This window comes from Arthrobacter sp. TJ-265, assembly GCF_058269135.1.
In genome coordinates this window covers 112,220-133,931 of the sequence record NZ_JBZCND010000003.1, presented here as the reverse complement: position 1 = coordinate 133,931, position 21,712 = coordinate 112,220, and the positions used below count along the sequence as shown (strand labels likewise).

At 70.8% G+C, this 21,712-nt stretch carries 25 protein-coding genes; 14 read left to right on the top strand and 11 right to left on the bottom strand.

Annotated elements, in window-relative coordinates; genetic code table 11:
- Positions 1-65: 65 nt before the first annotated feature.
- The 5 genes from AC4D2E_RS12235 to AC4D2E_RS12215 all read left to right on the top strand — a co-directional run bounded on the left by AC4D2E_RS12235 (position 66) and on the right by AC4D2E_RS12215 (position 4,874).
- On the top strand, positions 66-302 hold the full coding sequence (locus tag AC4D2E_RS12235) for a hypothetical protein (protein ID WP_490911410.1): 237 nt from the start codon (positions 66-68) through the stop codon (positions 300-302).
- A gap of 130 nt (positions 303-432) precedes the next feature.
- Positions 433-1,266, top strand: coding sequence for an ABC transporter ATP-binding protein (locus tag AC4D2E_RS12230; protein ID WP_490911412.1), 834 nt, complete (start codon positions 433-435; stop codon positions 1,264-1,266).
- A 46-nt stretch (positions 1,267-1,312) separates the two neighbouring features.
- Complete coding sequence (locus AC4D2E_RS12225; protein ID WP_490952792.1) at positions 1,313-2,305, top strand: ABC transporter substrate-binding protein; 993 nt, start codon at positions 1,313-1,315, stop codon at positions 2,303-2,305.
- A gap of 5 nt (positions 2,306-2,310) precedes the next feature.
- Positions 2,311-4,404, top strand: a complete 2,094-nt coding sequence (locus AC4D2E_RS12220) for an iron ABC transporter permease (protein WP_490952791.1) — start codon at positions 2,311-2,313, stop codon at positions 4,402-4,404.
- Between the two features lie 71 nt (positions 4,405-4,475).
- Positions 4,476-4,874 (top strand): VOC family protein, encoded by a 399-nt coding sequence (locus AC4D2E_RS12215; RefSeq protein ID WP_490952790.1) that lies wholly within the window; start codon positions 4,476-4,478, stop codon positions 4,872-4,874.
- An 80-nt stretch (positions 4,875-4,954) separates the two neighbouring features.
- On the opposite strand, the gene AC4D2E_RS12210 is transcribed toward AC4D2E_RS12215, so the two are convergent.
- Complete coding sequence (locus AC4D2E_RS12210) at positions 4,955-5,848, bottom strand: YsnF/AvaK domain-containing protein (RefSeq protein ID WP_490911420.1); 894 nt, start codon at positions 5,846-5,848, stop codon at positions 4,955-4,957.
- Between the two features lie 135 nt (positions 5,849-5,983).
- Between AC4D2E_RS12210 and AC4D2E_RS12205 the strand changes: the two genes are divergently transcribed.
- Positions 5,984-7,195 (top strand): low temperature requirement protein A, encoded by a 1,212-nt coding sequence (locus AC4D2E_RS12205; RefSeq protein WP_490952789.1) that lies wholly within the window; start codon positions 5,984-5,986, stop codon positions 7,193-7,195.
- Between the two features lie 15 nt (positions 7,196-7,210).
- Here AC4D2E_RS12205 and AC4D2E_RS12200 read toward each other — a convergent pair whose 3' ends face one another.
- Positions 7,211-7,378: a hypothetical protein gene (locus AC4D2E_RS12200; RefSeq protein ID WP_490911426.1), complete on the bottom strand. Its 168-nt coding sequence runs from the start codon at positions 7,376-7,378 to the stop codon at positions 7,211-7,213.
- 81 nt (positions 7,379-7,459) lie between these two features.
- Here AC4D2E_RS12200 and AC4D2E_RS12195 point away from each other — a divergent pair, with 81 nt between their 5' ends.
- Positions 7,460-8,479: a GlxA family transcriptional regulator gene (locus AC4D2E_RS12195; protein ID WP_490952788.1), complete on the top strand. Its 1,020-nt coding sequence runs from the start codon at positions 7,460-7,462 to the stop codon at positions 8,477-8,479.
- Here the strand turns inward: AC4D2E_RS12195 and AC4D2E_RS12190 are convergent.
- The 4 genes from AC4D2E_RS12190 to AC4D2E_RS12175 all read right to left on the bottom strand — a co-directional run bounded on the left by AC4D2E_RS12190 (position 8,469) and on the right by AC4D2E_RS12175 (position 11,168).
- Positions 8,469-9,362: an AEC family transporter gene (locus AC4D2E_RS12190; protein ID WP_490952787.1), complete on the bottom strand. Its 894-nt coding sequence runs from the start codon at positions 9,360-9,362 to the stop codon at positions 8,469-8,471. The two genes, AC4D2E_RS12195 and AC4D2E_RS12190, sit on opposite strands and share 11 nt — an antisense overlap.
- A gap of 46 nt (positions 9,363-9,408) precedes the next feature.
- The gene (locus AC4D2E_RS12185) at positions 9,409-10,050 is read right to left on the bottom strand and encodes an alpha/beta hydrolase (RefSeq protein ID WP_490952786.1); all 642 of its coding nucleotides are present in this window, start codon (positions 10,048-10,050) and stop codon (positions 9,409-9,411) included.
- 113 nt (positions 10,051-10,163) lie between these two features.
- Positions 10,164-10,469: a DUF4193 domain-containing protein gene (locus AC4D2E_RS12180; protein WP_043442948.1), complete on the bottom strand. Its 306-nt coding sequence runs from the start codon at positions 10,467-10,469 to the stop codon at positions 10,164-10,166.
- A 99-nt stretch (positions 10,470-10,568) separates the two neighbouring features.
- A complete protein-coding gene (locus tag AC4D2E_RS12175; RefSeq protein WP_490952785.1) occupies positions 10,569-11,168 on the bottom strand; it encodes an SOUL family heme-binding protein in 600 nt (199 codons plus the stop codon).
- Between the two features lie 84 nt (positions 11,169-11,252).
- On the opposite strand from AC4D2E_RS12175, the gene AC4D2E_RS12170 reads away from it, so the two are divergent.
- Positions 11,253-11,396 (top strand): hypothetical protein, encoded by a 144-nt coding sequence (locus tag AC4D2E_RS12170; RefSeq protein WP_490952784.1) that lies wholly within the window; start codon positions 11,253-11,255, stop codon positions 11,394-11,396.
- Complete coding sequence (locus AC4D2E_RS12165; protein WP_490952783.1) at positions 11,393-12,262, top strand: DNA-3-methyladenine glycosylase family protein; 870 nt, start codon at positions 11,393-11,395, stop codon at positions 12,260-12,262. The genes AC4D2E_RS12170 and AC4D2E_RS12165 overlap by 4 nt, the downstream gene beginning before the upstream one ends.
- Here AC4D2E_RS12165 and AC4D2E_RS12160 read toward each other — a convergent pair.
- The gene (locus AC4D2E_RS12160) at positions 12,259-13,467 is read right to left on the bottom strand and encodes a PucR family transcriptional regulator (RefSeq protein ID WP_104167360.1); all 1,209 of its coding nucleotides are present in this window, start codon (positions 13,465-13,467) and stop codon (positions 12,259-12,261) included. The two genes, AC4D2E_RS12165 and AC4D2E_RS12160, sit on opposite strands and share 4 nt — an antisense overlap.
- 98 nt (positions 13,468-13,565) lie before the next feature.
- Between AC4D2E_RS12160 and AC4D2E_RS12155 the strand changes: the two genes are divergently transcribed.
- Positions 13,566-14,678, top strand: a complete 1,113-nt coding sequence (locus AC4D2E_RS12155) for a ferredoxin reductase (protein ID WP_490911436.1) — start codon at positions 13,566-13,568, stop codon at positions 14,676-14,678.
- Between the two features lie 20 nt (positions 14,679-14,698).
- A complete protein-coding gene (locus tag AC4D2E_RS12150) occupies positions 14,699-15,844 on the top strand; it encodes a fatty acid desaturase family protein (RefSeq protein WP_104167363.1) in 1,146 nt (381 codons plus the stop codon).
- Positions 15,845-15,917: 73 nt separating this feature from the next.
- Here AC4D2E_RS12150 and AC4D2E_RS12145 read toward each other — a convergent pair whose 3' ends face one another.
- Complete coding sequence (locus AC4D2E_RS12145; protein WP_490911437.1) at positions 15,918-16,418, bottom strand: SRPBCC family protein; 501 nt, start codon at positions 16,416-16,418, stop codon at positions 15,918-15,920.
- Between the two features lie 12 nt (positions 16,419-16,430).
- Positions 16,431-16,775, bottom strand: coding sequence for an ArsR/SmtB family transcription factor (locus AC4D2E_RS12140; protein ID WP_104167367.1), 345 nt, complete (start codon positions 16,773-16,775; stop codon positions 16,431-16,433).
- Between the two features lie 116 nt (positions 16,776-16,891).
- Here AC4D2E_RS12140 and pta point away from each other — a divergent pair, with 116 nt between their 5' ends.
- The 3 genes from pta (at position 16,892) to AC4D2E_RS12125 (ending at position 20,525) form a co-directional block, all read left to right on the top strand.
- Positions 16,892-18,973, top strand: a complete 2,082-nt coding sequence (pta, locus tag AC4D2E_RS12135) for a phosphate acetyltransferase (protein ID WP_104167369.1) — start codon at positions 16,892-16,894, stop codon at positions 18,971-18,973.
- Positions 18,974-19,039: 66 nt separating this feature from the next.
- Positions 19,040-20,155, top strand: a complete 1,116-nt coding sequence (locus AC4D2E_RS12130; RefSeq protein ID WP_490952782.1) for an acetate/propionate family kinase — start codon at positions 19,040-19,042, stop codon at positions 20,153-20,155.
- 31 nt (positions 20,156-20,186) lie between these two features.
- Entirely contained in the window at positions 20,187-20,525 is a 339-nt protein-coding gene (locus tag AC4D2E_RS12125; protein ID WP_490952781.1) for a YnfA family protein, read from the top strand.
- A gap of 93 nt (positions 20,526-20,618) precedes the next feature.
- Here AC4D2E_RS12125 and AC4D2E_RS12120 read toward each other — a convergent pair whose 3' ends face one another.
- Both AC4D2E_RS12120 and AC4D2E_RS12115 read right to left on the bottom strand, forming a co-directional pair.
- Entirely contained in the window at positions 20,619-20,930 is a 312-nt protein-coding gene (locus AC4D2E_RS12120; RefSeq protein ID WP_104167375.1) for an AzlD domain-containing protein, read from the bottom strand.
- Positions 20,927-21,655: an AzlC family ABC transporter permease gene (locus AC4D2E_RS12115; protein ID WP_104167376.1), complete on the bottom strand. Its 729-nt coding sequence runs from the start codon at positions 21,653-21,655 to the stop codon at positions 20,927-20,929. Before AC4D2E_RS12115 ends, AC4D2E_RS12120 begins: the two co-directional genes overlap by 4 nt.
- Positions 21,656-21,712 lie beyond the last annotated feature (57 nt).

The window sequence follows — 21,712 nt, the reverse complement described above, 5'->3', positions numbered from 1 at the left end:
TCGTCATCAGTACGAGGGCGGCGGACGCCGATCTCGTACACCGCACCCAGCGAAAGGGAACTCCCATGAAAACCATGACCTGCAGGCAGCTCGGCGGCCCCTGCGACCTGGCGCTCCACGGCGACTCCGCGGACGACGTCATCAAGGCCCAGGACCAGCACCTGAAGGACGCCACCACGGCCGGTGACACGCAGCACCAGGCGGCCCACGACGCGATGAAGGGCCGGTGGAAGAACCCGATCAAGGGTCTGGGCTGGTACAACGACACCAAGAAGGCCTTCGCCGCGCTGCCGGAGACCTGATCAGAAGCGCCGCTGCAACGCCACCGCCGCGTCGGTCACCTGCCGCCGGAGTGAGCCGGCCACGCATTAGCGCATGCTGATGTGACGTTATTTCTTGCACTTTGACGTTAGGACAACCTAACCTAAGCTCGTGCCCCTCAACGAGTCCGCCGTTCCCCCGTCCCTCGCCGTCGCGGGCCTCGGCGTCTCCTACGGCAGCCGGCAGGTCATCGAGTCCGTCTCCTTCGGCCTCGCGCCGGGCACGATCACTGCGCTCATCGGCCCCAACGGCAGCGGCAAGTCCACGCTCCTGCGCAGCATCGCGCGCCTCCACGCACCCGACGCCGGATCGGTCACGCTCGACGGCGGCGTGGACGTCCTCGGCCTCTCCCCCAGGGACTTCGCCCGTGCGATCACCCTCCTGGCGCAGAGCCGGCCGGTCCCCGGCGGCCTCACCGTCCGCGAGGTCGTCACCTTCGGCCGCCACCCGCACCGCAGCCGCTGGACGGGCCAGGACGGCGAGGGCCCCGCTGCCGTCGGACGTGCGCTGGAGCTGACGCGCACCACCGACCTCGCGGATCGCCCGGTCGCCGCGCTCTCCGGCGGACAGGTGCAGCGCGTCTGGCTCGCCAGCTGTCTGGCGCAGGACACCGGCGTGCTGCTGCTCGACGAACCCACCACGTACCTCGACCTCCGCTACCAGGTGGAGATCCTCGACGTCGTCCGCGATCTCGCCACCCACCACGGCGTGACCGTCGGCGTCGTCCTGCATGACCTCGACCAGGCTGCCGCCATCGCCGACCACGTGGTCCTGCTGGAGGACGGCGCCGTCATGGCCCAGGGCGCACCCCTGGAGGTCCTGACCTCCGAGAACCTGTCCCGCGCCTACGGCGTCCGCGTCGACGTCACCGTCACGGACGGCACCGTCCACACCCGCGCCGTCGGGCGCCATAATGCACCCCGCGAAGCCGTCCCGGCCCCCTGATCCGCTCCATCCCCGCGCCGTCCGCGCACGAACAGAAACGAACCCGATGACACAACCGAAGATCCTCGCTGCCCTCGCCGCGGCGGCCCTGCTCTCCCTCACCGCGTGCGGCACCACGGAGGAGGCCGCCGGGAGCCCCTCGCCCGAGGAGACCACGGCCGGCGAGAGCATCACCGTCACCGATGCACGCGGCAAGGAGGTCACGCTGGACGGACCCGCCGACCGCGTGGTGGCCACCGAGTGGAACGCCGTCGAGAACCTCGTGGCCCTCGGCGTGATGCCGGTGGGTGCCGCCGACGTGGAGGGCTACGCCCAGTGGGTGAGCGCCGAGCCGCTCGACGACTCCGTCACCGACGTCGGCGTGCGGGGCGAGCCGAGCATCGACACCCTCGTGTCCCTCACGCCCGACGTCGTCATCGTCACCGACCAGCTCGTCGAGGGTGCGATCGAGCAGATTGAGAAGACCGTGCCCGTCGTCGTCGTCCCCGGCGGCGACGCGACGGACAACCTCGGCCAGATGTACGAGAACCTCGACCTGATCGCCACCCTCACGGGCACCGAGGACCAGGCCGCGGACCTCAGGTCCGGTCTCGAGGCGCAGATCACCGAGGGCAAGGCCGCCATCGAGGCGGCGGGCGCCGCGGGCGCCCCGGTCGCGTTCTCCGACGCCTATGTCGACGCCGGCAGTGTGTCGATCCGCCCGTTCACCGAAGGCTCGCTCGTCGGGAACGTCCTCGCCCAGCTGGGCCTCACCGACGCCTGGGAGGTCGAGGGCGATCCCGCCTACGGCCTCGGCCAGACCGACGTCGAGGGCCTCACCGCGCTGCCCGAGGACACCCGCTTCTGGTACATCGCCAACGACGCCTTCGGCGATCCGTACCAGGACCGACTCGAGGACAACGCCGTGTGGAAGGGACTGCCGTTCGTCGAGTCCGGCGATGTGACGCGCTTCCCCGACGCCCTGTGGACGTTCGGCGGACCCAGTTCCATGGGACAGATCGTGGACGCGGCCGTCGAGGCCGCGCAGGCCGGACAGTAGCCGCCGTGCCGCCGGCAACCCTCACCCGGTCCGCTCCCGCACGGGCCGGGGCCCCCGCCGCCCGTCCGGCAGCGCGACTGGCCCTTGCCGGCGGCGTCCTCGCGGCAGCCACCGCGGTCCTCGCCCTCGTCCACCTCACCCAGGGCACCTCCAGCGTCGACGCCGCGGACATCCTCGGCCTGCTGGCCGGGAACGACGACGGCACCACCGGTGCCGTCGTCGCCGCGAGCCGCATCCCCCGGCTGGCTGCAGGGATCCTCGTCGGCGCCGCCCTGGGGGCGGCCGGCGCCGTCATGCAGTCGGTGTCGCGGAACGCCCTCGCATCCCCCGACACCCTGGCGGTGAACGCGGGCGCCCATCTCGCCGTCGTCGCCGTCGCGGCCCTCGGCCTGCAGGTGCCACTGCTCGGCGCGGTGGGAGTGGCGTTCCTCGGCGGCCTCGCCGCGGCAGTCCTCGTCCTCGCGCTCTCCGGAGCCGGGCAGTCCTCGAGCGTGCGCCTGGTCCTCGCCGGCTCGGCCATCGCGCTGGCGTTCGGCGCCCTCACCAGCGCCCTCCTGCTGCTGTTCTCGCAGGAGACCCGGGGGCTGTTCGCGTGGGGGGCCGGCTCCCTCGGGCAGAGCGGACTGGAGAAGGTCACGCTGCTGGCGCCGCTGGTCGGCGCGACGCTGCTCATCCTGCTCGTGAAGTCGCGGTCCCTGGACCTGCTCACCCTCGGTGACGATCAGGCGCGTGTCCTCGGGATCAACGTCCGCGGGACCCAGGTCCTCGCCATCGTGCTCGCCGTGCTCCTGTCCGCCGCGGCCGTCACCGTCGCCGGGCCGATCGGCTTCGTCGGGCTCGCGGCGCCCGCCGTCGTGCGCCTCGCCGCGCCCCGCATCGCCGGCCTGCACCGCCATTTCGCGCTGATTCCCGCCGCCGCGCTGATGGGCGTGTTCCTCGTGCTCGGCGCGGACGTCCTGCTGCGGGGTGCGATCGGCGCCGAGAGCGCGGTCGAGGTACCGACGGGCGTCGTCACCACGGTGTTCGGGGCCGTCTTCCTCGTGGCGCTCGCGCACCGGATGCGCTCGGACGGCCCCACCCGGGACGCCGCGCCCGTCTCGCTGCGCAGGGTCGGCGCCACCCGGAGCACCGCCGTGCTCGTGGCCCTGACCGTACTGCTCGCCGCAGCGACCGTCGCCGGCCTGCTGCTCGGCGACGCGAAGCTCCTCCTCGGGGATCTGGCCAACTGGGTGTCAGGCCAGGCCGGACCCGTGGTCTCGAGCGTGCTGGACGCCAGGGCTCCGCGCGTCGGAGCGGCCCTGCTCGCCGGCGCATCGCTCGGGCTGGCCGGGACCGCCATCCAGGCCGTGACCCGGAATCCCCTCGCCGAACCCGCGATCATCGGGGTCTCCGGGGGCGCGGGCGTGGGGGCGGTCATCGTCATCACGATCGTGCCGCTCGCCGGTTTCTGGACCGTCAGCGCGGCGGCCGGCGCCGGCGCCGCCGTGGTCTCGCTCGTGGTGTTCGGGCTGTCCTTCCGCGGCGGGATGCAGACGGACCGGCTGGTCCTGATCGGGATCGGCGTCTCTGCGGCGGCGACCGCCGTGATCACGCTGCTGATCGTCCTCACCGATCCGTGGAACGAATCGAAGGCCCTGACCTGGCTGTCGGGCTCGACCTACGGCAGGTCGCTGCAGCACCTCGTACCCATGACCGTCGCCCTGCTCGTGACCGTGCCGGTCGTCGCGTCCCTCCACCGGACGCAGGACCTCCTGGCCCTGGACGAGGACACGCCCCGCCTGCTCGGCATCCGGGTTCCACGCGCACGGCTCGTCCTGCTCACGGCCGCGGTCCTGCTCACGGCATCCTCCGTCGCGGGCATCGGTGTCGTCGGCTTCGTGGGTCTCGTGGCGCCCCACGCCGCACGGGCCCTCGTGGGCGCGTCACATCGGCTCATCCTGCCCGCCGCCATGCTGCTGGGGGCCGTCCTCGTCTGCCTCGGCGACCTCATCGGCCGGGCGGCGATCGCGCCGGCCCAGCTCCCGGCGGGCCTGCTCACGGCACTGCTCGGCACCCCCTACTTCGTCTACCTGCTGTTCAGGAGCCGACTCAGCCGCTGACCGACGGCAATGCGGACCGGATCTGTCCGGCTCCGGGCGACCCGGCGCCGCCCTCGCGGCACAATCAGCACATGACTCTTCGCTGGTACTCCACCGTCATCGAATCCACCGATCATCGCGCCCTGGCGCACTGGTGGTCCGCCGCACTGGGCTGGGAGGTGATCTTCGAGGACGACGACGAGGCCGCGGTGGTACCGCCGTGGGCCCGCGAACTGGATCCCACGCTGTCCTTCGAGCAGGTCCCTCCCGGCCTCGTGTTCGTCCCCGTGGAGCACGAGAAGCAGGGGAAGAACCGCCTGCACCTCGACTTCGCGCCCCATGCCGGCGAGGACCGCGACGCCGAGATCGAGCGTCTGATCACCCTCGGGGCACGTCGCGTCGACATCGGCCAGGGGCCCGACGTCACGTGGGAGGTCCTGGCGGACCCGGACGGCAACGAGTTCTGCGTGCTGTCCTCACGGGAGCACTAGGACGAACGCCGAGAGGACAGGAACGACCGCCGAAAGCTGGTTTCGGCGGTCGTTCCCGGCGTTGCGGGAGGGCGGCGGGCCTACAGCTCGATGCGCTCCGTCTCGATGACTTCCTTCCGCACCTGGCCGCTGACGACCTCGTCATGCGTGTGGGCCTCGCGGCTGATCCGGACGCGCTCGATGGGCACCACGTCCACCTCGATGCGCGGCTTCTCCTCGTAGAGGACCATCTCGACCACGTCGCCGTTGAAGGCGGTCTCCACCGCCGAGTACAGGCGCTCACGCTCGGCCTTGCTGAACGTGCCTGCACCGTCGTCGTACAGCGGCGCACCATTCTGGACCGGCACGCGCTCGACGACGAGCTCCTCCCGCCGGATCTGCACGGTCATGGTGACGTCCTCCGTGACCACGCGCTTGACGAGGCGCACGCGCTCCGTCTCCCGGAGTTCGGTGCCGACGCGGAGCTGCTCCTCGGAGCGCGTCATGGACACCTCGTCGTCATCGGCCGCGCCGCCCACGAAGCCGGCGGAACGATCGGAGCGGTCGAAGCCGTCGGAGTGGCCGGACCGATCGGAGCGGTCGGCGAAGGCGTCGGCACGCGAGGAGCGGTCACCGGACGGTGCGGTCGCCATGCCGTCGTCGTCCGTTGCAGCCGCCATGAGACCGTAGTAGCGGAGCAGGTGCTGCTCCTCCTCGGGGCTGAGGTGACCGTCCTGCGACATCTTGGGGGAGTCGTAGACCGTGCTGTGCGGGTACGGCAGGCGCACGTCCTGGCCGTCGAGGGTGGCGTCGCGGAGGGGCGCGAAGGATTCCGGGTTGCCCGCCGTGTGGGTGGCGACGGTGACCCAGCTGGGGTCCCCGGTCGCGTCGTCGACGTAGAGCTGGCCCATGCGGCCCAGGACGGCTCCATCCTCGCTCAGCACGTTCGCGCCGGCATTCATGGCATCCTTCATCTGTTCAAGCGTGATCATCATGATCCTTTCGAGCGGTTGCTTCCCTTCACCGTAGGTCCCACCCGAGGTGATAGCAAGCATGCTTAGCACTCGGGGTGTACTTCATAATCCCCGGACCCCTCGGTGACCGGCGCACGCAGTCCTAGACTGTGCCGCATGCACCTGAGGCGGAGATCCCTTCGGGCGGCGCGCGTCTCGGACGAGTCGCACCGCGTCACCACCTTCGAGCTCTTCTTCGACCTGGTCTTCGTGTTCGCCTTCACGCAGGTCACCGGCTTCATGGCCCACGAGCACTCGTTCCTCGGAGTACTGCAGGGCATGATCATCCTGAGCCTGCTCTGGTGGTCCTGGGTGGCCTTCTCCTGGCTCGGCAACCAGACGCACGTGGACGAGGGCATCATGCGCCTCGGCCTGGCCGTCGTCATGGTCGCCATGTTCATCGCAGCACTCGCCATCCCCGAGGCGTTCCACGACCTCGAGGGCGGCCTCAGCGGCCCCCTCGTCCTCGCGCTTGCCTACTTCGTGGTGCGCGTGATGCACCTGCTGCTCTACCTGTATGCGGCGATGGACGACAAACCGCTCCAGCGCCAGGTCCTCACCCTGTCCGTGGCGATGCTCCCGGGCTCTGCCCTCATCCTCGTGGGCGCACTGATCGGCGGGACGGCGCAGACCTGGTTGTGGGCGGCCGGACTGGCGCTGGACATCACCCTGACCTACCTCACCTCCACGGGCGGGAACTGGCGGCTGCCGTCGGCGGCACACTGGACCGAGCGTCATGGCCTGGTGGTCATCCTCGCGCTCGGCGAGTCGATCGTGGCCATCGGCGTCGGCGCGTCACGCGAGCCCGTGAGCATCCCGATCCTCCTCGGCGCGGTATTCGGGATCGCCCTCTCCGTGTGCCTGTGGTGGCTGCACTTCGACGTCACCGCGATCGCCGCCGAGCACCGGTTCGCGGCGCTACGCGGCTCGGAACGCATCTCGGCCGCCGTCGATGCCTACAGCTACCTGCACCTGCCCCTCGTGGCGGGGATCATCCTCTCCGCGTTCGGGGTGGAGGACGTTCTGGCGCACGTCTACGCCACGGAGGACTTCGGCCTGCTCGGCTCCTTCGCGCTCTTCGGCGGGTCCGCCCTGTTCCTGCTCGGCAGCTCCGCCTTCTGGCGCCGCATGGCCGGCTCCTGGAAGAAGCTGCGGCTGGTCGGCACCGCAGGCCTGCTCCTGCTCATCCCCGTCGCCGCCCCGCTCGCGCCGCTCGCGGCCCTCGCCCTGGCGTCCGTGATGGCCGCCGCGCTGGTGGGTGCGGAGAGCGTGCTGGACGCCGGCGCGAGGGGGAGGATCAGGGAGCAGGACGCGGACGGCGAGCACTGAGCCGGGGCGGCGCTTCTAGGCGTCGTGCCGCAGACCGTAGGCGGAGCTCGGCAGGGAGCCGACGCTCCAGTCGGCGTGTGACGCCGGATGATCCGACGGCACATCCGCGCCGACGGTCCGCAGGAGGTAGCGCACCAGGAGTGCGGTGAGGACGATGACCAGGAGAATCAGCAAGATGTTCATGCATCGATGGTGATCCCGTCGGCGGAAGAAAAAGAGTGGCAGAAACGACCCACAACGCTCAAAAGCTGCCAAACTTGAACCATGCTCACCAGGGTCGCCGTCATCGTTCTTCCAGGCCTCGCCGTCTTCGAGTTCGGCGTGGTCTGCGAGGTGTTCGGCGTGGACCGTTCGGCCCTCGGCGTAGGCCTTCCCGCCTTCGACCTCCGTGTCTGCACGCCCGTACCCGGGTTGATCCGGACGGCGTCGGGCGTGTCCGTGCAGGTCGACGACGACCTCACCCGCGCCGACGACGCCGACCTCGTCATCATGGCTCCCTTCCCGGACGGCACAGCAGTGCCCGGCGCCGTCCTGGACACCCTCCGGTCAGCGGACCGCCGGGGTGCTCGCATCTTCTCGGTCTGCTCGGGGGCGTTCGCCCTCGCCGAGGCCGGGCTCCTGGAGGGCCGGTCGGCGACGACGCACTGGAAGTACACGAGGAGCCTGGCGCAGGCCTACCCGGGCACCCACGTGGACGAGAACGTGCTCTACGTCGAGGACGGCAACCTCCTCACGAGCGCCGGCACGGCCTCGGGGATCGACGCGAGCCTGCATCTCATCCGGAAGGAGTTCGGCCCGAAGGCGGCGACGGCGATCGCCCGCGGCATGGTGGTGCCCCCGCACCGCGACGGCGGCCAGGCCCAGTTCATCGAGCGGCCCATCCCCACCGAATGCGGCGCATCCATGGAGGAACTGCTGGTGTGGCTCGGGGACCACCTGGACCAGGACGTCTCCGTGGCGACCCTCGCCCAACGCCTGCACATGAGCGAGCGGACCTTCGCCCGGCGCTTCCGCGCGGAGACGGGCACGACGCCGGCCGCGTGGCTCACCGGGCAGCGCCTGCTGCGCGCCCAGTCGCTGCTGGAGGAGACGCGCCTGACCGTCGACGCCGTCGCCCGCGCGGCAGGCTTCGGCCAGGCGGTACTGCTGCGCCACCACTTCCAGAAGGCCCTGGGCGTCAGCCCCGCCGCGTACCGCCGCACCTTCCGGGGATCCGACAAGGGCTGCGACCTCGACCTGCACGAACTCGAGGAGGAGTTCGGCGGGCGGGTCCTCAGCCGGTGACGCCCCGGATGACGAGGAACACCACCGGTAGATAGGCCACGCCGGCGAGGGTCTGCAGGGTGATCGTCGAGGCCATGAGGCGCGAGTCCCCACCGAGGGCCCGGGCCATCACGTAGGCGGAGGACGCCGTGGGCAAGGACAGGAAGAGGATCACCGTGGCGGCCGGCTCTCCCGTCAGCCCGAGCAGAAGGCAGCCGGCGACACCGAGTCCCGGGAGCACCGCGAACTTGACGAAGGTGGAGAGCGCAACCGCGCCGAGGTTCCTGCCCATGCTGCGGAGCTCGAGCGCCGCGCCGACGCAGAGCAGGCCGAGCGGCAGCGACGCCGTGCCGAGGGCCCGCACGAAATCGTCGAGGCCGGGCGGCAGGCCGACGCCGGTGACGTTCAGCAGGATCCCGATGAGGCAGCCGAGGATCAGCGGGTTCGTGGCGATGCTGCGGACAGTGCCGCCGACGGTCAGCCGCTCGGCTCCGTAGCGTGCGAAGGCGAGCGTGCAGAGGATGTTCACGAGCGGCACGAGGACGGTGTTGGCGATGGCGGCGAGCGCCACGCCGTCGGCCCCGAACAGGGCGAGGGCGATGGAGAGCCCCAGGTAGTTGTTGAACCGGATGCTGCCCTGGAGCACGGAGGTGAAGGCGGGGCCGTCGAGGTCGAGGCGGCGCTGCGCGAGGACCAGTCCGAGCGCCGTGAGGAGCACCGACCCGGCGAGGATCGGCGCCATCAGGGCGATCGGCAGCCCGGCGAGATCCGCCGTCGCGGTGCCGTTGATGAACAGCGCGGGCAGCAGGACGAAGTAGCAGAGCCGTTCGGCGGGTGGCCAGAATGCGGGTGCGAGGAAGGCGCGGGCCCGCAGGCCGTAACCGAGGGCGATCAGGCCGATCACGGGGCCGAGCGTAGTGAGGGTCTGGGCGATCACCGGGCCGGGGCGGTCACCAGCCCCGCGCCTGGAGCCATGCGGCGGCCAGGCCGCTCCACTGCTCGGCGGTACCCTGTCCCTCCGCGAGTCCTAGGCCGTGCTCACCCTCCTCGAAGACGTGGAGGGCGTGCGGCACGGCCTGGGTGGTGAGTGCCAGGCCGAGCCGGTAGGCATGCTCCACAGGGACGGCCTCGTCCGCGGCGGTGTGCCAGACGAAGAACGGCGGCGCGTCCCCGGTGACCAGTCGGTCCAGTGAGGTCGCGGCGCGGAGCGTCCCGTCCGCCTCGGACCCGAGCAGTTCGTCCTGCGATCCGCGGTGCGTCGCGAGTTCCATGGACACCACCGGATAGCCGAGCACGGCGGCATCCACGCGTTCGTCGTCGCGCGCCCCCGGGGCGAGCGCCGTGTGTCCGGCGAGATGCCCGCCGGCGGAGAAGCCGAGCAGCGCCACGCGGTCGACGCCGGCGGCGCGGACCCGGCGGATCTCGGCACGGACGGCGTCGAGCGGTCCGGGATGGCGGGTCTGGACGGGGTAGGCGAAGACGTCCGCGGACAGGCCGAAGGAGCGCAGCCGGTCGGCGACCACTTCACCCTCGTTGTCGGACAGCATGGTATAGCCGCCTCCGGGCAGGACGATGACGTGGGAAGACTTCATCCCCTTACCGTACTGCGGCTGCGGCCAGTAGGGCGCGACCGGTCACCTAACCGGTTAATGAAGGGAGCCCCCGGCCGGAGGGCCAGGGGCTCGACGCGCATCCGGAGGAGCTGTCAGCCCTCACACTCGGCGCAGTACTTGTCGCCGTTCTTCTCGCGCGCCAGCTGGCTGCGGTGGTGCACCAGGAAACAGGACATGCAGGTGAACTCGTCCTCCTGCTGGGGGATGACCTGGATCAGGAGTTCCTCGTGCGAGAGGTCGGCGCCCGGAAGGTCGATGCCTTCGGCGGTCTCACCGTCCTCGACGTCGATCAGCGCGGTCTGCGTGGTTGCGCTGCGCTGAGCCTGAATTGCCTCCAACGACTCGTTGGCCGGCTGGTCTTCCGGACGAACGCGCGGCTCGTCGTAGTCGGTTGCCATTACGGTTGATCTCCTTCTATGGGCGGGAATGACGCCCAGATGCCACTCTCAACCTCGGCAGAGGCGGAAGTATTCCATATACCGGCTGCAATATACCGGTTACGGATGGGACTTTTCTCCATGCATCCCCACCACGTCGATCTGAACTTCGTTGTGACGGAAGACCCCGGGCGTGATAGGCGGATCGAAGCGCGCGTACCGGGGTTCACCCCGCGGCACGAAGGCTGCCTTCTCCGCGGCCGCCAGCAGTCCCTCGAGGTGCCGTTCGAAGGACGCCCGGCCTCCGCGACCGGAGAAGGACACGACGGCGGCCGTGGCTGCCGGCTTCTCCACCACGCGGATGCGAGGGTCGTCGGGGACCGGCGCGGTGGCGAGGGAGACGTCGGCGGGCAGCACGAACGCCACGGTGTGACCGGTCGGCGCCCTCTGCCGGGTCACCGGGGCCGTCGTCGCCGGCTGCTCGGATCTCCCCTCCCCGTGCGGACCGGCCACCTGCTGTGTCACGGGCGCTGTCATGGCGAGCTGCCGCCCTGCGGTGTTCGCACCGAAGATGTACGAGGCGAGCATCCGGAACGCCGCGGTGCCGGCGTCGTCGAACGCGGCCTCGACGTCCACCTCGGCGACGACGTGCGCCGGGTAGGCCCGCAGTTCGAACCCCGGATAGGTGTCGATCAGGGTGTAGGGCTGCTGCTCGGTCATGCCGGGGATGGTACGCCCCGATCCTGACCGTCGGCCGTCGTAGGGTGGGACCCGGCCCCCTTCCCGAACCCTCCAGGAGCTCTTATGGCATCGGCACCCGATCTCAGCGGCAGGACGGGCCCCGCAGCCACGGGTGCGCCCCTGGGGGTCGACGGTCGCAGCACCCGCAGCATCGCGCGCGCCCCGGACGTCGGCCGCAGGGACATGCCGGACGCCATCCTCCCGTGAGCCGCACCGCGGTCCTCACCCCGAACGGGCCCCTCGCGGCGGGTCCGATGGCAGCGATCCTCGCGAACCACGCCATCCCGGGGTGTGAGGTCACCGGTACGGGCACCAGCGGCCGCTCCCACACCAGGCTGCTGCCGACGCCGGGCGGCCCGCGCCGCATCACGGTCACCATCCGGCCCGACGCCGTCGAACTCACCGCGGACACGGACGACGACGCCGAGTTCGCGCACCTCACGCGCACCACGCGCCGCTGGCTGGACCTCGACACGGACACCACCGCCGTCGAGCGCGCATTCGACGCCGACCCGCTCCTCGGCCCGCTGGTCCGCCGACGTCCCGGGCTGCGCGCCGTCGGCTACCCGGACGCCTTCGAGGCCGCCGTCATGACGGTCCTCGGCCAGCAGGTCTCCGTCGCTGCGGGCGGCACCTTCGGCGGCAGGCTCGCGGCGGCCTACGGGGAGCCGTCGGCGTCGGGCCTGACCCTGTTCCCGACAGCCCGATCCATCGCCGACGCACCGCACGAGGAGTTGCGCGCCGCGGTGGGCGTCACCCGCACGCGCGCCGCGACCGTCCAGAACGTGGCGCGCGCCGTCGTCGGCGGCCTGACGCTCGATCCCGACGCCGATCACGCGCTGCAGCGCAGGGAGCTGCTCGCCATCCCCGGGATCGGCCCCTGGTCCGCCGACTACCTCGCGGTGCGGGTCCTCCGCGATCCGGACGCGTTCACGCCCGGCGACCTCGTGGCACGCCGCGCGCTGGGGAACCCGAGCATCCGCGACGCCGAGAGGCTGTCGGAGGCCTGGCGCCCCTACCGCGCGTACGCCCTGTTCCATCTCTGGACGGCCGCCACCTACAGCGGACCCTAGGAGTACTGGGCCGGGGCCTTCCGGTCGCTGCGCAGCGCGATCTCCAGTTCGAAGCGCACCTTCGGGTCCTTCAGGTCGTCGCCGAACAGCTCCCGCAGCTGCTGCACGCGGTAGCCGACCGTCTGCCCGTGGATGCCCAGCTCCTCGGCGATCGGCGCACGCTGCCCCCAGTGCCGCAGCCAGGCCAGCAGGGTCTCCTCGAGCTTGATGCGCTGGACGTCCGGCAGGACGGCCAGCGGGGCGAGCCTCCTGCGGGCCAGCTCCCCGACGGCCGAGGGTTCGGCTGCGAGGACCACCTCGGTCATGTGTTCGTCCGCCCAGACGGGCGGCTCCTCCGCGCCCTCGCGCGGTGGCAGCATGGAGGCCGCCAGCACGGCCAGCCGCAGCGACTGCGCCACCTGGTCGAGGCCTCCCGCGGGCCCGATGGCCGCGCTCCGCCCGGTGAGCACGCGGTTCAGCTCGGCCCGCTGCCACACCCCCCGTTCGGGCACCAGGGCGACGGCGTCGGTCTCGCGTTCGACGACGATCGCCCCCGTCCCGAGCCGCTGCCGGATCCCCCGGGCACGATCCAGCGGCAGCGTCACCACGGCCACCTGCGCGGGAACGGCCCAGTCCGCGAGGGACGCCGCCTGCCGGAGCGCGGTCTCGTCCGCCTGCCCGAGCAGCAGCAGCTCCAGCAGTTCGGCCCGGCGTCGGTCCACGGCCCCCGCCCGCTCCGACTGCTCGAAGGCGTAGGCCTCTGCGCTCACGGCGGAGAGTTCGTCGATGTACGCCATGATCGATTCCCCGAGGTCCACCACCACGGCGGGGCCGAGGCCCTCCTCCATGGAGCGGCGCGACATCTCCCGGAACGTGACGCGGGCGCCCATCCGGTAGGCACCGAGCAACGAATCCATGCTGCGACCCTGCCGGAACTCGCCGCGGCCCAGACCCGCCACCAGCTGACGGCTCTGATCGGACAGCGCGGGCAGCCCGGTGCCCGGCAGTTCGAGGAACCGCTCGAGCGCCGCGGCCACGCCCCTGCGCAGGCCGCGACCGAAGTTCCCCTCGATGGGTCGGGCATACGCCGGGACCAGCTGCGGGACCGCCTGGATGATGGCCTCGACGAGGTCCGGCGTGAGAGGCCTCAGCCGGTCACTGACCTCCGGCGGGAGGCCGAGCCAGGGCGGCGCCGGAGGAGCGGTCTCCAGCGTGTCAGAACTCAAAGGAACAACTCCGATCTGTTTCGTCAAGACAATTCTTCTCCCTCAACTCTATGCCACCAGTGCAGAGGTTTAGCGGGCGAGGCTATATTGTTGGTTCAATGATCCGGTTTCGTAAGTTGGCGCGGGCAACGGCCGCGCTGACCACCCCCCTCACGGCTGAAGACTTCCTGGCGCTCTTCAACCCCGTCTACTCCTCGCGCCAGCTCCGTGGCATCGTGACGCGTGTGGAGCACGAGACCGAGGACTCCGCCACCATCTACTTCCGCCCCGGGCACGGCTGGCATGCACACCAGGCCGGCCAGTGGGCGCGCATCGGCGTCGAGCTGAACGGGGTGCGCCAGTGGCGCTCCTACTCCCTGAGCAACGCCGCGGGCCATGACCCCGCCATCACCGTCACCGACGCCGGCTCGGTGTCCCACGTCCTGGTGCGCGACACCAAGCCGGGCGACGTCCTGTTCCTGGCCCCGCCGCAGGGCGACTTCGTCCTCCCCGAGCACCCCCGCTCCCTGCTCATGCTCACGGCGGGCAGCGGCATCACGCCGGTCATGTCGATGATCCGGACGCTCGTCCCGCGCCGGCCGGACGCCAACGTGGTGCTCATCAACTCCAACAGCACCCCGGAGAAGAGCCTGTTCCGTGAGGAGCTGGACGAGCTGGCGGACCAGTTCCCGAACCTCACGGTCCGCCACTGGTTCACCAGCGCCCGCGGCCGACTGCAGTTCACCGCCCAGACCATCGCCGACCTCTGCCCGGACTGGCGTACCCGTGCGGCCTATGCCTGCGGGCCCGAAGGGTTCCTCGACGATGCCGAGGAGCTCTGGGAGCGGGAGGCGGCCCTCGAGCAGTCCCGGACCGTCCCGGACGTCACCACCGGAGCCGAGACACAGGGCGTGCGGACCGGCACGCTGACGATCGAGCGGTTCAGCACCGACCTCACGGCCGGCGCCGGGCACGACGGCGGCCTCGTCACCTTCGAGCAGTCCGACCGCGAGGTGCAGGCCGACGGCGACACCCCGCTGCTGGACATCGGCGAGGATGCCGGCGTCCTCATGCCGAGCGGCTGCCGGATGGGCATCTGCCACAGCTGCCTCATCCCGCTCCGTGCCGGCCAGGTGCGCGACCTGCGCTCCGGCGAACTGCACAACACCCCCGGCCAGCTCATCCAGACCTGCGTCTCGGCAGCCGCCGGGCCCGTGAACCTCGACCTGTAACCCCCAACGGAGGAGTCCTCATGACCACCACAGCGACCCGCCCGGGCGCCCTCGCGGCGTCCGGCCACCCCCTGGTCCGCCCCGATGCCGCCAAGCACCTGACCGATGAGCAGGTCGAGGAGCTCGGCCGCGAACTCGACGCCGTCCGCGACGAGGTCCTCGCCAAGCGCGGGGCCACCGACGCGGCCTACATCCGCCGCGTCATCAAGCTCCAGCGGTCCCTCGAGTTCGCCGGCCGCGGCACCCTCCTGTTCGCCAAGTACAAGCCCGCCTTCTTCGCCGGCACGGCCATGCTGAGCCTCGCCAAGATCATGGAGAACATGGAGATCGGGCACAACGTGCTGCACGGCCAGTGGGACTGGATGCGCGATCCGGACATCCACTCCACCACCTGGGAGTGGGACTTCGTCACCCCGGCGCGCTCCTGGCAGCACACCCACAATGACCTGCACCACCGCTGGACCAACGTCATCGGCAAGGACAGGGACATCGGATACAACCTCCTCCGCATGGACCCGGACCAGCCGTGGAAGCCGTTCAACCTGGGCAACCCGCTGTACAACGCCATCCTGGCGCCGGTCTTCGAGTGGGGCATCGCCCTGTACGACCTCGAGATCCCGGAGTACAAGGAAGGGCTCAAGTCCAAGGAGGACATGAACCGGGACCTGAAGGCCGTGGGCGTCAAGGTGGTCAAGCAGTTCTCCAAGGACTACGCCGCCACCCCCGCCGTCGCCATGCTGACCGGTTCCGGCAAGCAGGCCCTCTACGGGACGCTCGCCGCCAATGCCATCCGCAACTTCTGGGCGCACGCCGTCATCTTCTGCGGCCACTTCCCCGACGGCACGGACACGTTCACGGAGGAGGAGGTGGACGGCGAGACCCGCGGCGACTGGTACGTCCGCCAGATGATCGGTTCGGCGAACATCTCCGGCTCGAAGCTCATGCACTTCATGACGGGCAACCTCTCCCACCAGATCGAGCACCACTGCTTCCCCGACCTGCCGTCCAACCGGTACGCCGAGGTGGCCGTGAAGGTCCGCGAGATCTGCAATCGCTACGGGCTGCCCTACACCACGGGTCCGCTGCCCAAGCAGGTTGGTTCCACATGGGCGAAGATCTTCAAGCTCGCCCTGCCGCCGCGCAAGGCGAAGGCAGCAACGGCGTAGCGCGCACGAGGCACACAAGCGCCGTCGCCCCTTGCGGGGCGGCGGCGCTTTCGCGTGTCGTCTGCAACTCGGGTCAGACCGCGGCGTCCTCCTCCGCGAGGAGGGCGTCCACCTGCCCGAGGGCACCCTTCAGCCCCTCCTCCATGCCCATCTCCACCATCTGGTCAAGCTGCTCGAGCGACTCGAACCCCGTGACCAGCGTCATGCGCGTGCGGCCACCGAGGTCCTCGAGCGTGACGACGGCGTGGGTCCGGCCGAGCTCGTCCATGGGCTCGCGCTGCTCGTTCGCGAAGCCGTCGTCGAACGTGAGGCGCGTGGGTGCATCGATGCCGGTGATGATCCACCAGCCGTGTGCCTTCTCGCCGTCCGGCCCCGTCATGAAGTACTCCGCGCGACCGCCGACCGCGAAATCGTAGGTGTCGAACGTCGCGGGCCATGTGGGCGGACCCCACCACCGCTCGAGTTGCCGGGGATCCTCCCAGATGCGCCAGACCCGCTTCACGTCTGCGTCGAACTCGGCGACGAGCCGGAAGTTGAGTTCCTGCGTGTCCTTCTCTGCGCTGATGACCGTCATGATGCTGCCTTCCTAGGTTCGATCCTCGTCTTCGGCGAGGATGTCCTCGATCCTGCTCACGCGCTGCCGCCAGATCCTCTCGTACTCGTCGAGCAGGCGCCGCGCCTCCTGCACGCCGTCGAGCTCTCCGCGCACGATCTGCTCCCGTCCGCGCTTCTCCTTGGAGACGAGTGAGGCCCTCTCGAGCACCGCCACGTGCTTCTGTACTGCCGCGAAGCTCATGTCGTACTGCTCGGCCAAACCGGATACCGAATACTCGGCCACCAGGACGCGCGCCACGATGTCCCTCCGTGTCGCGTCGGCGAGTGCCTGGAACAGGCGGTCCACCGCGTCCTGCCTCGACGTTTCTACAACCATGTGGTTGTACGTTAGTCGCTGGAATCGGTCCAGTCAAGGGTTGGGGACCCGCTGCTGCCGTCGCCGAGGTGACACCCGTTATGGCGGGCACCCGGGGAGCCTGCAAGACTGACCCGATGACCCGCGGAATTTATGTGAGCGCCATGACCAACGGCTCCGGCAAGTCCCTGATCTCCCTGGGCCTCGCCGACATGCTGCACCGGCACGCCGACCGCGTGGGCTTCTTCCGGCCCATCGTCGAGGGAGGCGATCCCACCGCGGATCCCATGGTCCGCCTCATGCAGCGCTCGTTCGACCTCCCCGAGAGCCGCGCCCGCGGCGGCCTCACCCGCGCCGAGGCCCGTGCCCTGCTCGTGACCGGGGACCGCGCGGAGATCGACGCCCGCTGCGTGGCCATCTACAGCGAGATCGCCGCCGAGTGCGACGTCGTCATCGTCGAGGGCACCGATCTCTCCGGGAACGACGCCGCCGTGGAGTTCGACCTCAACGCGCGCCTGGCCAACAATCTCGGCGCCATGGTCCTCGCGGTGGTCAGCGCCAAGGACATGTCCGTCGAGGAGGCGGCCGACGCCGTCGACGTCGCGCGCCGTGAACTGGACGCCGCCAAGGTGTCCCTCCTCGCGATGATGGTCAACCGCGCAGCCGACGACGCCGTCACCGCGATCAGCGAGCAGGTCCGCCCCGGCCGCTCGGGCCGGCCGGTCTACGTGGTCCCGGAACTGGCCGAGATCTCCCAGCCCACCGTCTCCGAGGTGGCCACGGACCTCGGCGCCCGCCAGATCGCCGGGAACTCGAACCTCGAGCGGGACGTCACGAGCGTCCGCGTCGCCGCGATGAACGTCGGCAACTTCCTGCACCTGCTCACGGACGGCGCCCTCGTGATCGTGCCGGGGGACCGCGCGGACGTCCTCGTGGCGACCCTGGCGTCCTCGTTCTCGCCCGAGTTCCCGGTGCCGTCGGCCCTGTTCCTGACCGGCGGTCTCGCCCCCGATCCGAACATCCTGGCCCTCCTCGCGCAGGCGCCGTTCCCCGTCTTCGCGCTCGACGACGACACCTACACCGTGGCGCGCCACGTCAGCGAGGTGCGCGGGGAGATCGCGAGCGGACTGCGCCGCAAGGCCGCGTCCGCGCTGGGTGCCTGGTCCCGGCAGGTGGACGAGAACGAACTGCTGGAACGCCTCGAACTGCCCCGCCCCGTCAGCATGACGCCGCTGCGCTTCCTGCACGAACTGATCCAGCGCGCCAGGGCGGAGCGCAAGCGCATCGTCCTCCCCGAGGGCGAGGACCTGCGCGTCCTGAAGGCCGCCGAGATCCTGCACCGCCGGGACGTCTGCGACCTCACGATCCTCGGGCCCGAGGCGCAGGTCCGGGAGCTCGCCGCCGGCCAGGGCATCGACCTCAGCGGCCTCACGCTCATCGACCCTGCGACGTCGGACCTGCGGGAGGAGTTCGCGGCCGAGTACGTGCGTCTCCGCGCCCACAAGAACGTCTCGATGAAGGAAGCCCGCGAGCGCATGCTCGAAGGCGCATACTTCGGGACGATGATGGTGCAGCTCGGCAGGGTGGACGGCATGGTGTCCGGCGCGGCGCACACCACGGCGAACACCATCCGGCCGGCACTCGAGTTCGTGAAGACCAAGGACGGCGTGAAGATCGTCTCCTCGGTATTCCTGATGCTGCTGCAGGACCGCGTGCTGGTGTACGGCGACTGCGCGGTCAACCCCGAGCCCAACGAGGAGCAGCTCGCGGACATCGCCGTGGCCTCGGCGGAGACGGCCGAGCAGTTCGGCGTGGAGCCGCGCATCGCGATGCTCTCCTACTCGACGGGCGAGTCGGGCTCCGGCGGTGCGGTGGACGAGGTCCGGCGCGCCACGGAACTCGTCCGCACGCAGCGCCCCGACCTCGCCGTCGAGGGGCCCATCCAGTACGACGCCGCCGTCGACGCCTCGGTCGCGGCCTCCAAGCTCCCCGAATCCTCCGTGGCCGGCCAGGCCACGGTGTTCATCTTCCCGGACCTGAACACGGGCAACAACACCTACAAGGCCGTCCAGCAGTCGGCCGGCGCCGTCGCCGTCGGGCCGGTCCTGCAGGGCCTGCGCAAGCCGGTCAACGATCTCTCCCGCGGCTGCACCGTGGAGGACATCGTCAACACCGTGGCCATCACGGCGGTGCAGGCCCAGCAGCCCGCCGCCTCCTGACCTCGTCCGCCTCCTGACCCCGTCCGCCTGCACCCCTTCCGTCTGCACCCCACAGAACAGGACCCCATGATCATCCTCGTCATCAACTCCGGCTCGTCCTCGCTCAAGTACCAGGTCCGGGAGGGCGAGGACGTCCTCGCGGAAGGCCTCGTCGAGCGGATCGGCGAGGCCGAGGTCCCCGACCACGCGGCGGCGCTCGACCGCGTGGACGGGGAGGTGTCCGCGGCCCTCGGCGACCGCGGGATCGACGCCGTCGGGCACCGCGTGGTCCACGGCGGCGAGCGTTTCAGCGAGCCGGTGCTCATCGACAACGAGATCACCCGGGCCATCGAGCGGCTCAACCCGCTGGCTCCCCTGCACAATCCCGCAGCCGTCACCGGCATCCGCGCCATCACCCACAAGTGGCCGGACATGCCGCAGGTGGCGGTGTTCGACACCGCCTTCCACCGCACGCTCCCGGAGCACGCCTGGCGCTACGCGGTCCCGGACGAGCTGTACCGGAGGTTCGGCATCCGGCGGTACGGCTTCCACGGCACCTCGCACGCCTTCGTGGCGCGCGGTGCCGCGGAGCTGCTCGGCACGGACACGTTCACGGGCGTGATCGCACACCTCGGCAACGGCGCCTCCGTCACCGCCGTGCGCGACGGCGAGAGCGTCGACACGTCGATGGGCTTCACCCCCCTCGAGGGTCTGGTGATGGGGACGCGGTCGGGCGACATCGACCCGTCCATCCTGCTGTTCCTCCTGCGCGAGGGATACACCGAACAGGACCTCGACACCCTCCTGAACCGCGACAGCGGGCTCAAGGGCCTCGCGGGCACGAACGACATGCGCTCCGTGGCGGAGGCCGCGGACGCCGGCGACCACCGGGCCAGGGTGGCGATCGAGGTGGCCTCCTACCGGCTCGCGAAGTACGTGGGCGGATACCACGTGGCCGTCGGCGGGGCGCAGGCACTCGTGTTCACAGCGGGCATCGGCGAGAACGCGTCCGCGTTCCGCGCCGCCGTCGTCGCCCGGCTGGGTGCGCTCGGACTGGAACTCGACGAGGAGAAGAACGGCGAGCGCAGCAGGGACGCGCGCATCATCAGCACCGAGGCGTCGGCGTTCCCCGTGCTCGTGGTGCCGACCGACGAGGAGGCGGCGATCGCGGAGGCGACGGCCGCCGTCGTCAGCGGGTCCTAGAAGCGGTCCGCCGCTCCGGCAGACTGGAGCCATGACGACCCTGCGCATCACCTTCCTGTTCGTGCTGGCCGCCCTCGCGGAGATCGGCGGGGCGTGGCTCGTCTGGCAGGCGGTGCGCGAGGGCAGACCGTGGTGGTGGGCCGGACTCGGCGTCATGGCGCTCGGCGCCTACGGCTTCGTGGCGACCCTGCAGCCGGACGCGAACTTCGGGCGGGTCCTCGCCGCGTACGGCGGCGTGTTCGTGGCCGGGTCGCTCACGTGGGGCATGCTCGTGGACGGCTTCCGGCCCGACCGGTGGGACGTCCTCGGCTCGGCGGTGTGCCTGGTCGGCGTGGCGCTGATCATGTTCATGCCGCGCTCGACGCCCTAGCCGGCAGCGATCCGAACACCAGCGGGACGAAGGTTGCCGCCCCCTCGGTCCAGCCGACCGCACGGACCGCCCGCCCATGGACCCTGAACGCGCCTACGCGGCCCCCAGCAGCCGCGCCAGGCCCGCGGCGAGCGCCCCGACCGCGACCACCACGAGGAACGGCGCGCGCAGCCAGAGCGTGACGGCGGCCGCCACCAGCGCCACGACCCGCGCGTCGACGACGAGCGCCTGACCGGATGCGAAGGTGTTCGTCGCCGTCAGGGCGGCGAGCAGGCCGATCGTCAGCGACCCGGCGACCCGCAGCATCCGCGGGTTGTCGAGCAGCCGCGCGGGCACGAGGAAGCCGAGGAACTTCGTGGCGATCGACACCGCGCACGCGAGCAGGACCCAACCCCAGAGGCTCATCGGGTGCCTCCGGCAGGGCTGGAGGGGTAGGGCTCGACGTCGGGCTCGAGGCCCTCCGTCGCCGGCCCGAGGCCCGAAAGACCGAGGACGGCCGCCACGACGGCCGCGAGCAGGATCGGCACGCCCGGCGGCACGAGCGGCACGGCGATGAGCGTGACGACGGCACAGACGACGGCGATCGCCGCGGGCTCGCGCGAGCGGATGCGCGGCCAGAGCAGACCGAGGAACGCGGCGACGGCAGCGCCGTCGAGCCCCCACCGGGCCGGGTCGCCCATCGCGTTCCCTGCGAGCGCCCCGACGAGCGTGAAGAGGTTCCACAGGACGAAGACGCCGATCCCGGCGGCCCAGAACCCGCGGCGCTGCTCGTCCGGATCGGTCTGGCCCGTCGCCGTGGCCACCGACTCGTCGATCGTGAGGTGCGCGGCCGGCAGCTTCCGCCAGCGGGACGGCCGGAGCAGCACGTTGACCTGCATGCCGTAGACGCCGTTGCGGATCCCCAGGAGCGCCGCGGCGGACATCGCGGAGACGCCACTCCCTCCCCCGGCGATGACGCCGATGAACGCGAACTGCGAACCACCGCTGAACAGCAGGAGACTCAGCGCCATGGTTTGGAGCAGGGTCAGCCCGGCAGCCACGGAGAGGGCACCGAAGGACAGCCCGTACAGACCGGTCGCGATCGCGACGGACAGGGCCACGCGGACGGCCGGAGATCGAAGAAGCACCACCCGACAAGGCTAGGCGACGGCGAGCTTCGACTTCCCATTCGCGGCGAAGGGGTGAAT

Bases quoted from the DNA above. Each gene is read 5' to 3' on its own strand.
- AC4D2E_RS12150 (WP_104167363.1), top strand. From the start codon at position 14,699: ATGACCACCACAGCGACCCGCCCGGGCGCCCTCGCGGCGTCCGGCCAC.
- AC4D2E_RS12175 (WP_490952785.1), bottom strand. From the start codon at position 11,168: ATGACCGAGCAGCAGCCCTACACCCTGATCGACACCTATCCGGGGTTC.
- AC4D2E_RS12155 (WP_490911436.1), top strand. From the start codon at position 13,566: ATGATCCGGTTTCGTAAGTTGGCGCGGGCAACGGCCGCGCTGACCACC.
- AC4D2E_RS12210 (WP_490911420.1), bottom strand. From the start codon at position 5,848: ATGATGATCACGCTTGAACAGATGAAGGATGCCATGAATGCCGGCGCG.
- AC4D2E_RS12120 (WP_104167375.1), bottom strand. From the start codon at position 20,930: ATGAGCCTCTGGGGTTGGGTCCTGCTCGCGTGCGCGGTGTCGATCGCC.
- AC4D2E_RS12195 (WP_490952788.1), top strand. From the start codon at position 7,460: ATGCTCACCAGGGTCGCCGTCATCGTTCTTCCAGGCCTCGCCGTCTTC.
- AC4D2E_RS12145 (WP_490911437.1), bottom strand. From the start codon at position 16,418: ATGACGGTCATCAGCGCAGAGAAGGACACGCAGGAACTCAACTTCCGG.
- pta (WP_104167369.1), top strand. From the start codon at position 16,892: ATGACCCGCGGAATTTATGTGAGCGCCATGACCAACGGCTCCGGCAAG.
- AC4D2E_RS12130 (WP_490952782.1), top strand. From the start codon at position 19,040: ATGATCATCCTCGTCATCAACTCCGGCTCGTCCTCGCTCAAGTACCAG.
- AC4D2E_RS12200 (WP_490911426.1), bottom strand. From the start codon at position 7,378: ATGAACATCTTGCTGATTCTCCTGGTCATCGTCCTCACCGCACTCCTG.
- AC4D2E_RS12205 (WP_490952789.1), top strand. From the start codon at position 5,984: ATGCACCTGAGGCGGAGATCCCTTCGGGCGGCGCGCGTCTCGGACGAG.
- AC4D2E_RS12180 (WP_043442948.1), bottom strand. From the start codon at position 10,469: ATGGCAACCGACTACGACGAGCCGCGCGTTCGTCCGGAAGACCAGCCG.
- AC4D2E_RS12235 (WP_490911410.1), top strand. From the start codon at position 66: ATGAAAACCATGACCTGCAGGCAGCTCGGCGGCCCCTGCGACCTGGCG.
- AC4D2E_RS12225 (WP_490952792.1), top strand. From the start codon at position 1,313: ATGACACAACCGAAGATCCTCGCTGCCCTCGCCGCGGCGGCCCTGCTC.
- AC4D2E_RS12125 (WP_490952781.1), top strand. From the start codon at position 20,187: ATGACGACCCTGCGCATCACCTTCCTGTTCGTGCTGGCCGCCCTCGCG.
- AC4D2E_RS12140 (WP_104167367.1), bottom strand. From the start codon at position 16,775: ATGGTTGTAGAAACGTCGAGGCAGGACGCGGTGGACCGCCTGTTCCAG.
- AC4D2E_RS12185 (WP_490952786.1), bottom strand. From the start codon at position 10,050: ATGAAGTCTTCCCACGTCATCGTCCTGCCCGGAGGCGGCTATACCATG.
- AC4D2E_RS12170 (WP_490952784.1), top strand. From the start codon at position 11,253: ATGGCATCGGCACCCGATCTCAGCGGCAGGACGGGCCCCGCAGCCACG.
- AC4D2E_RS12215 (WP_490952790.1), top strand. From the start codon at position 4,476: ATGACTCTTCGCTGGTACTCCACCGTCATCGAATCCACCGATCATCGC.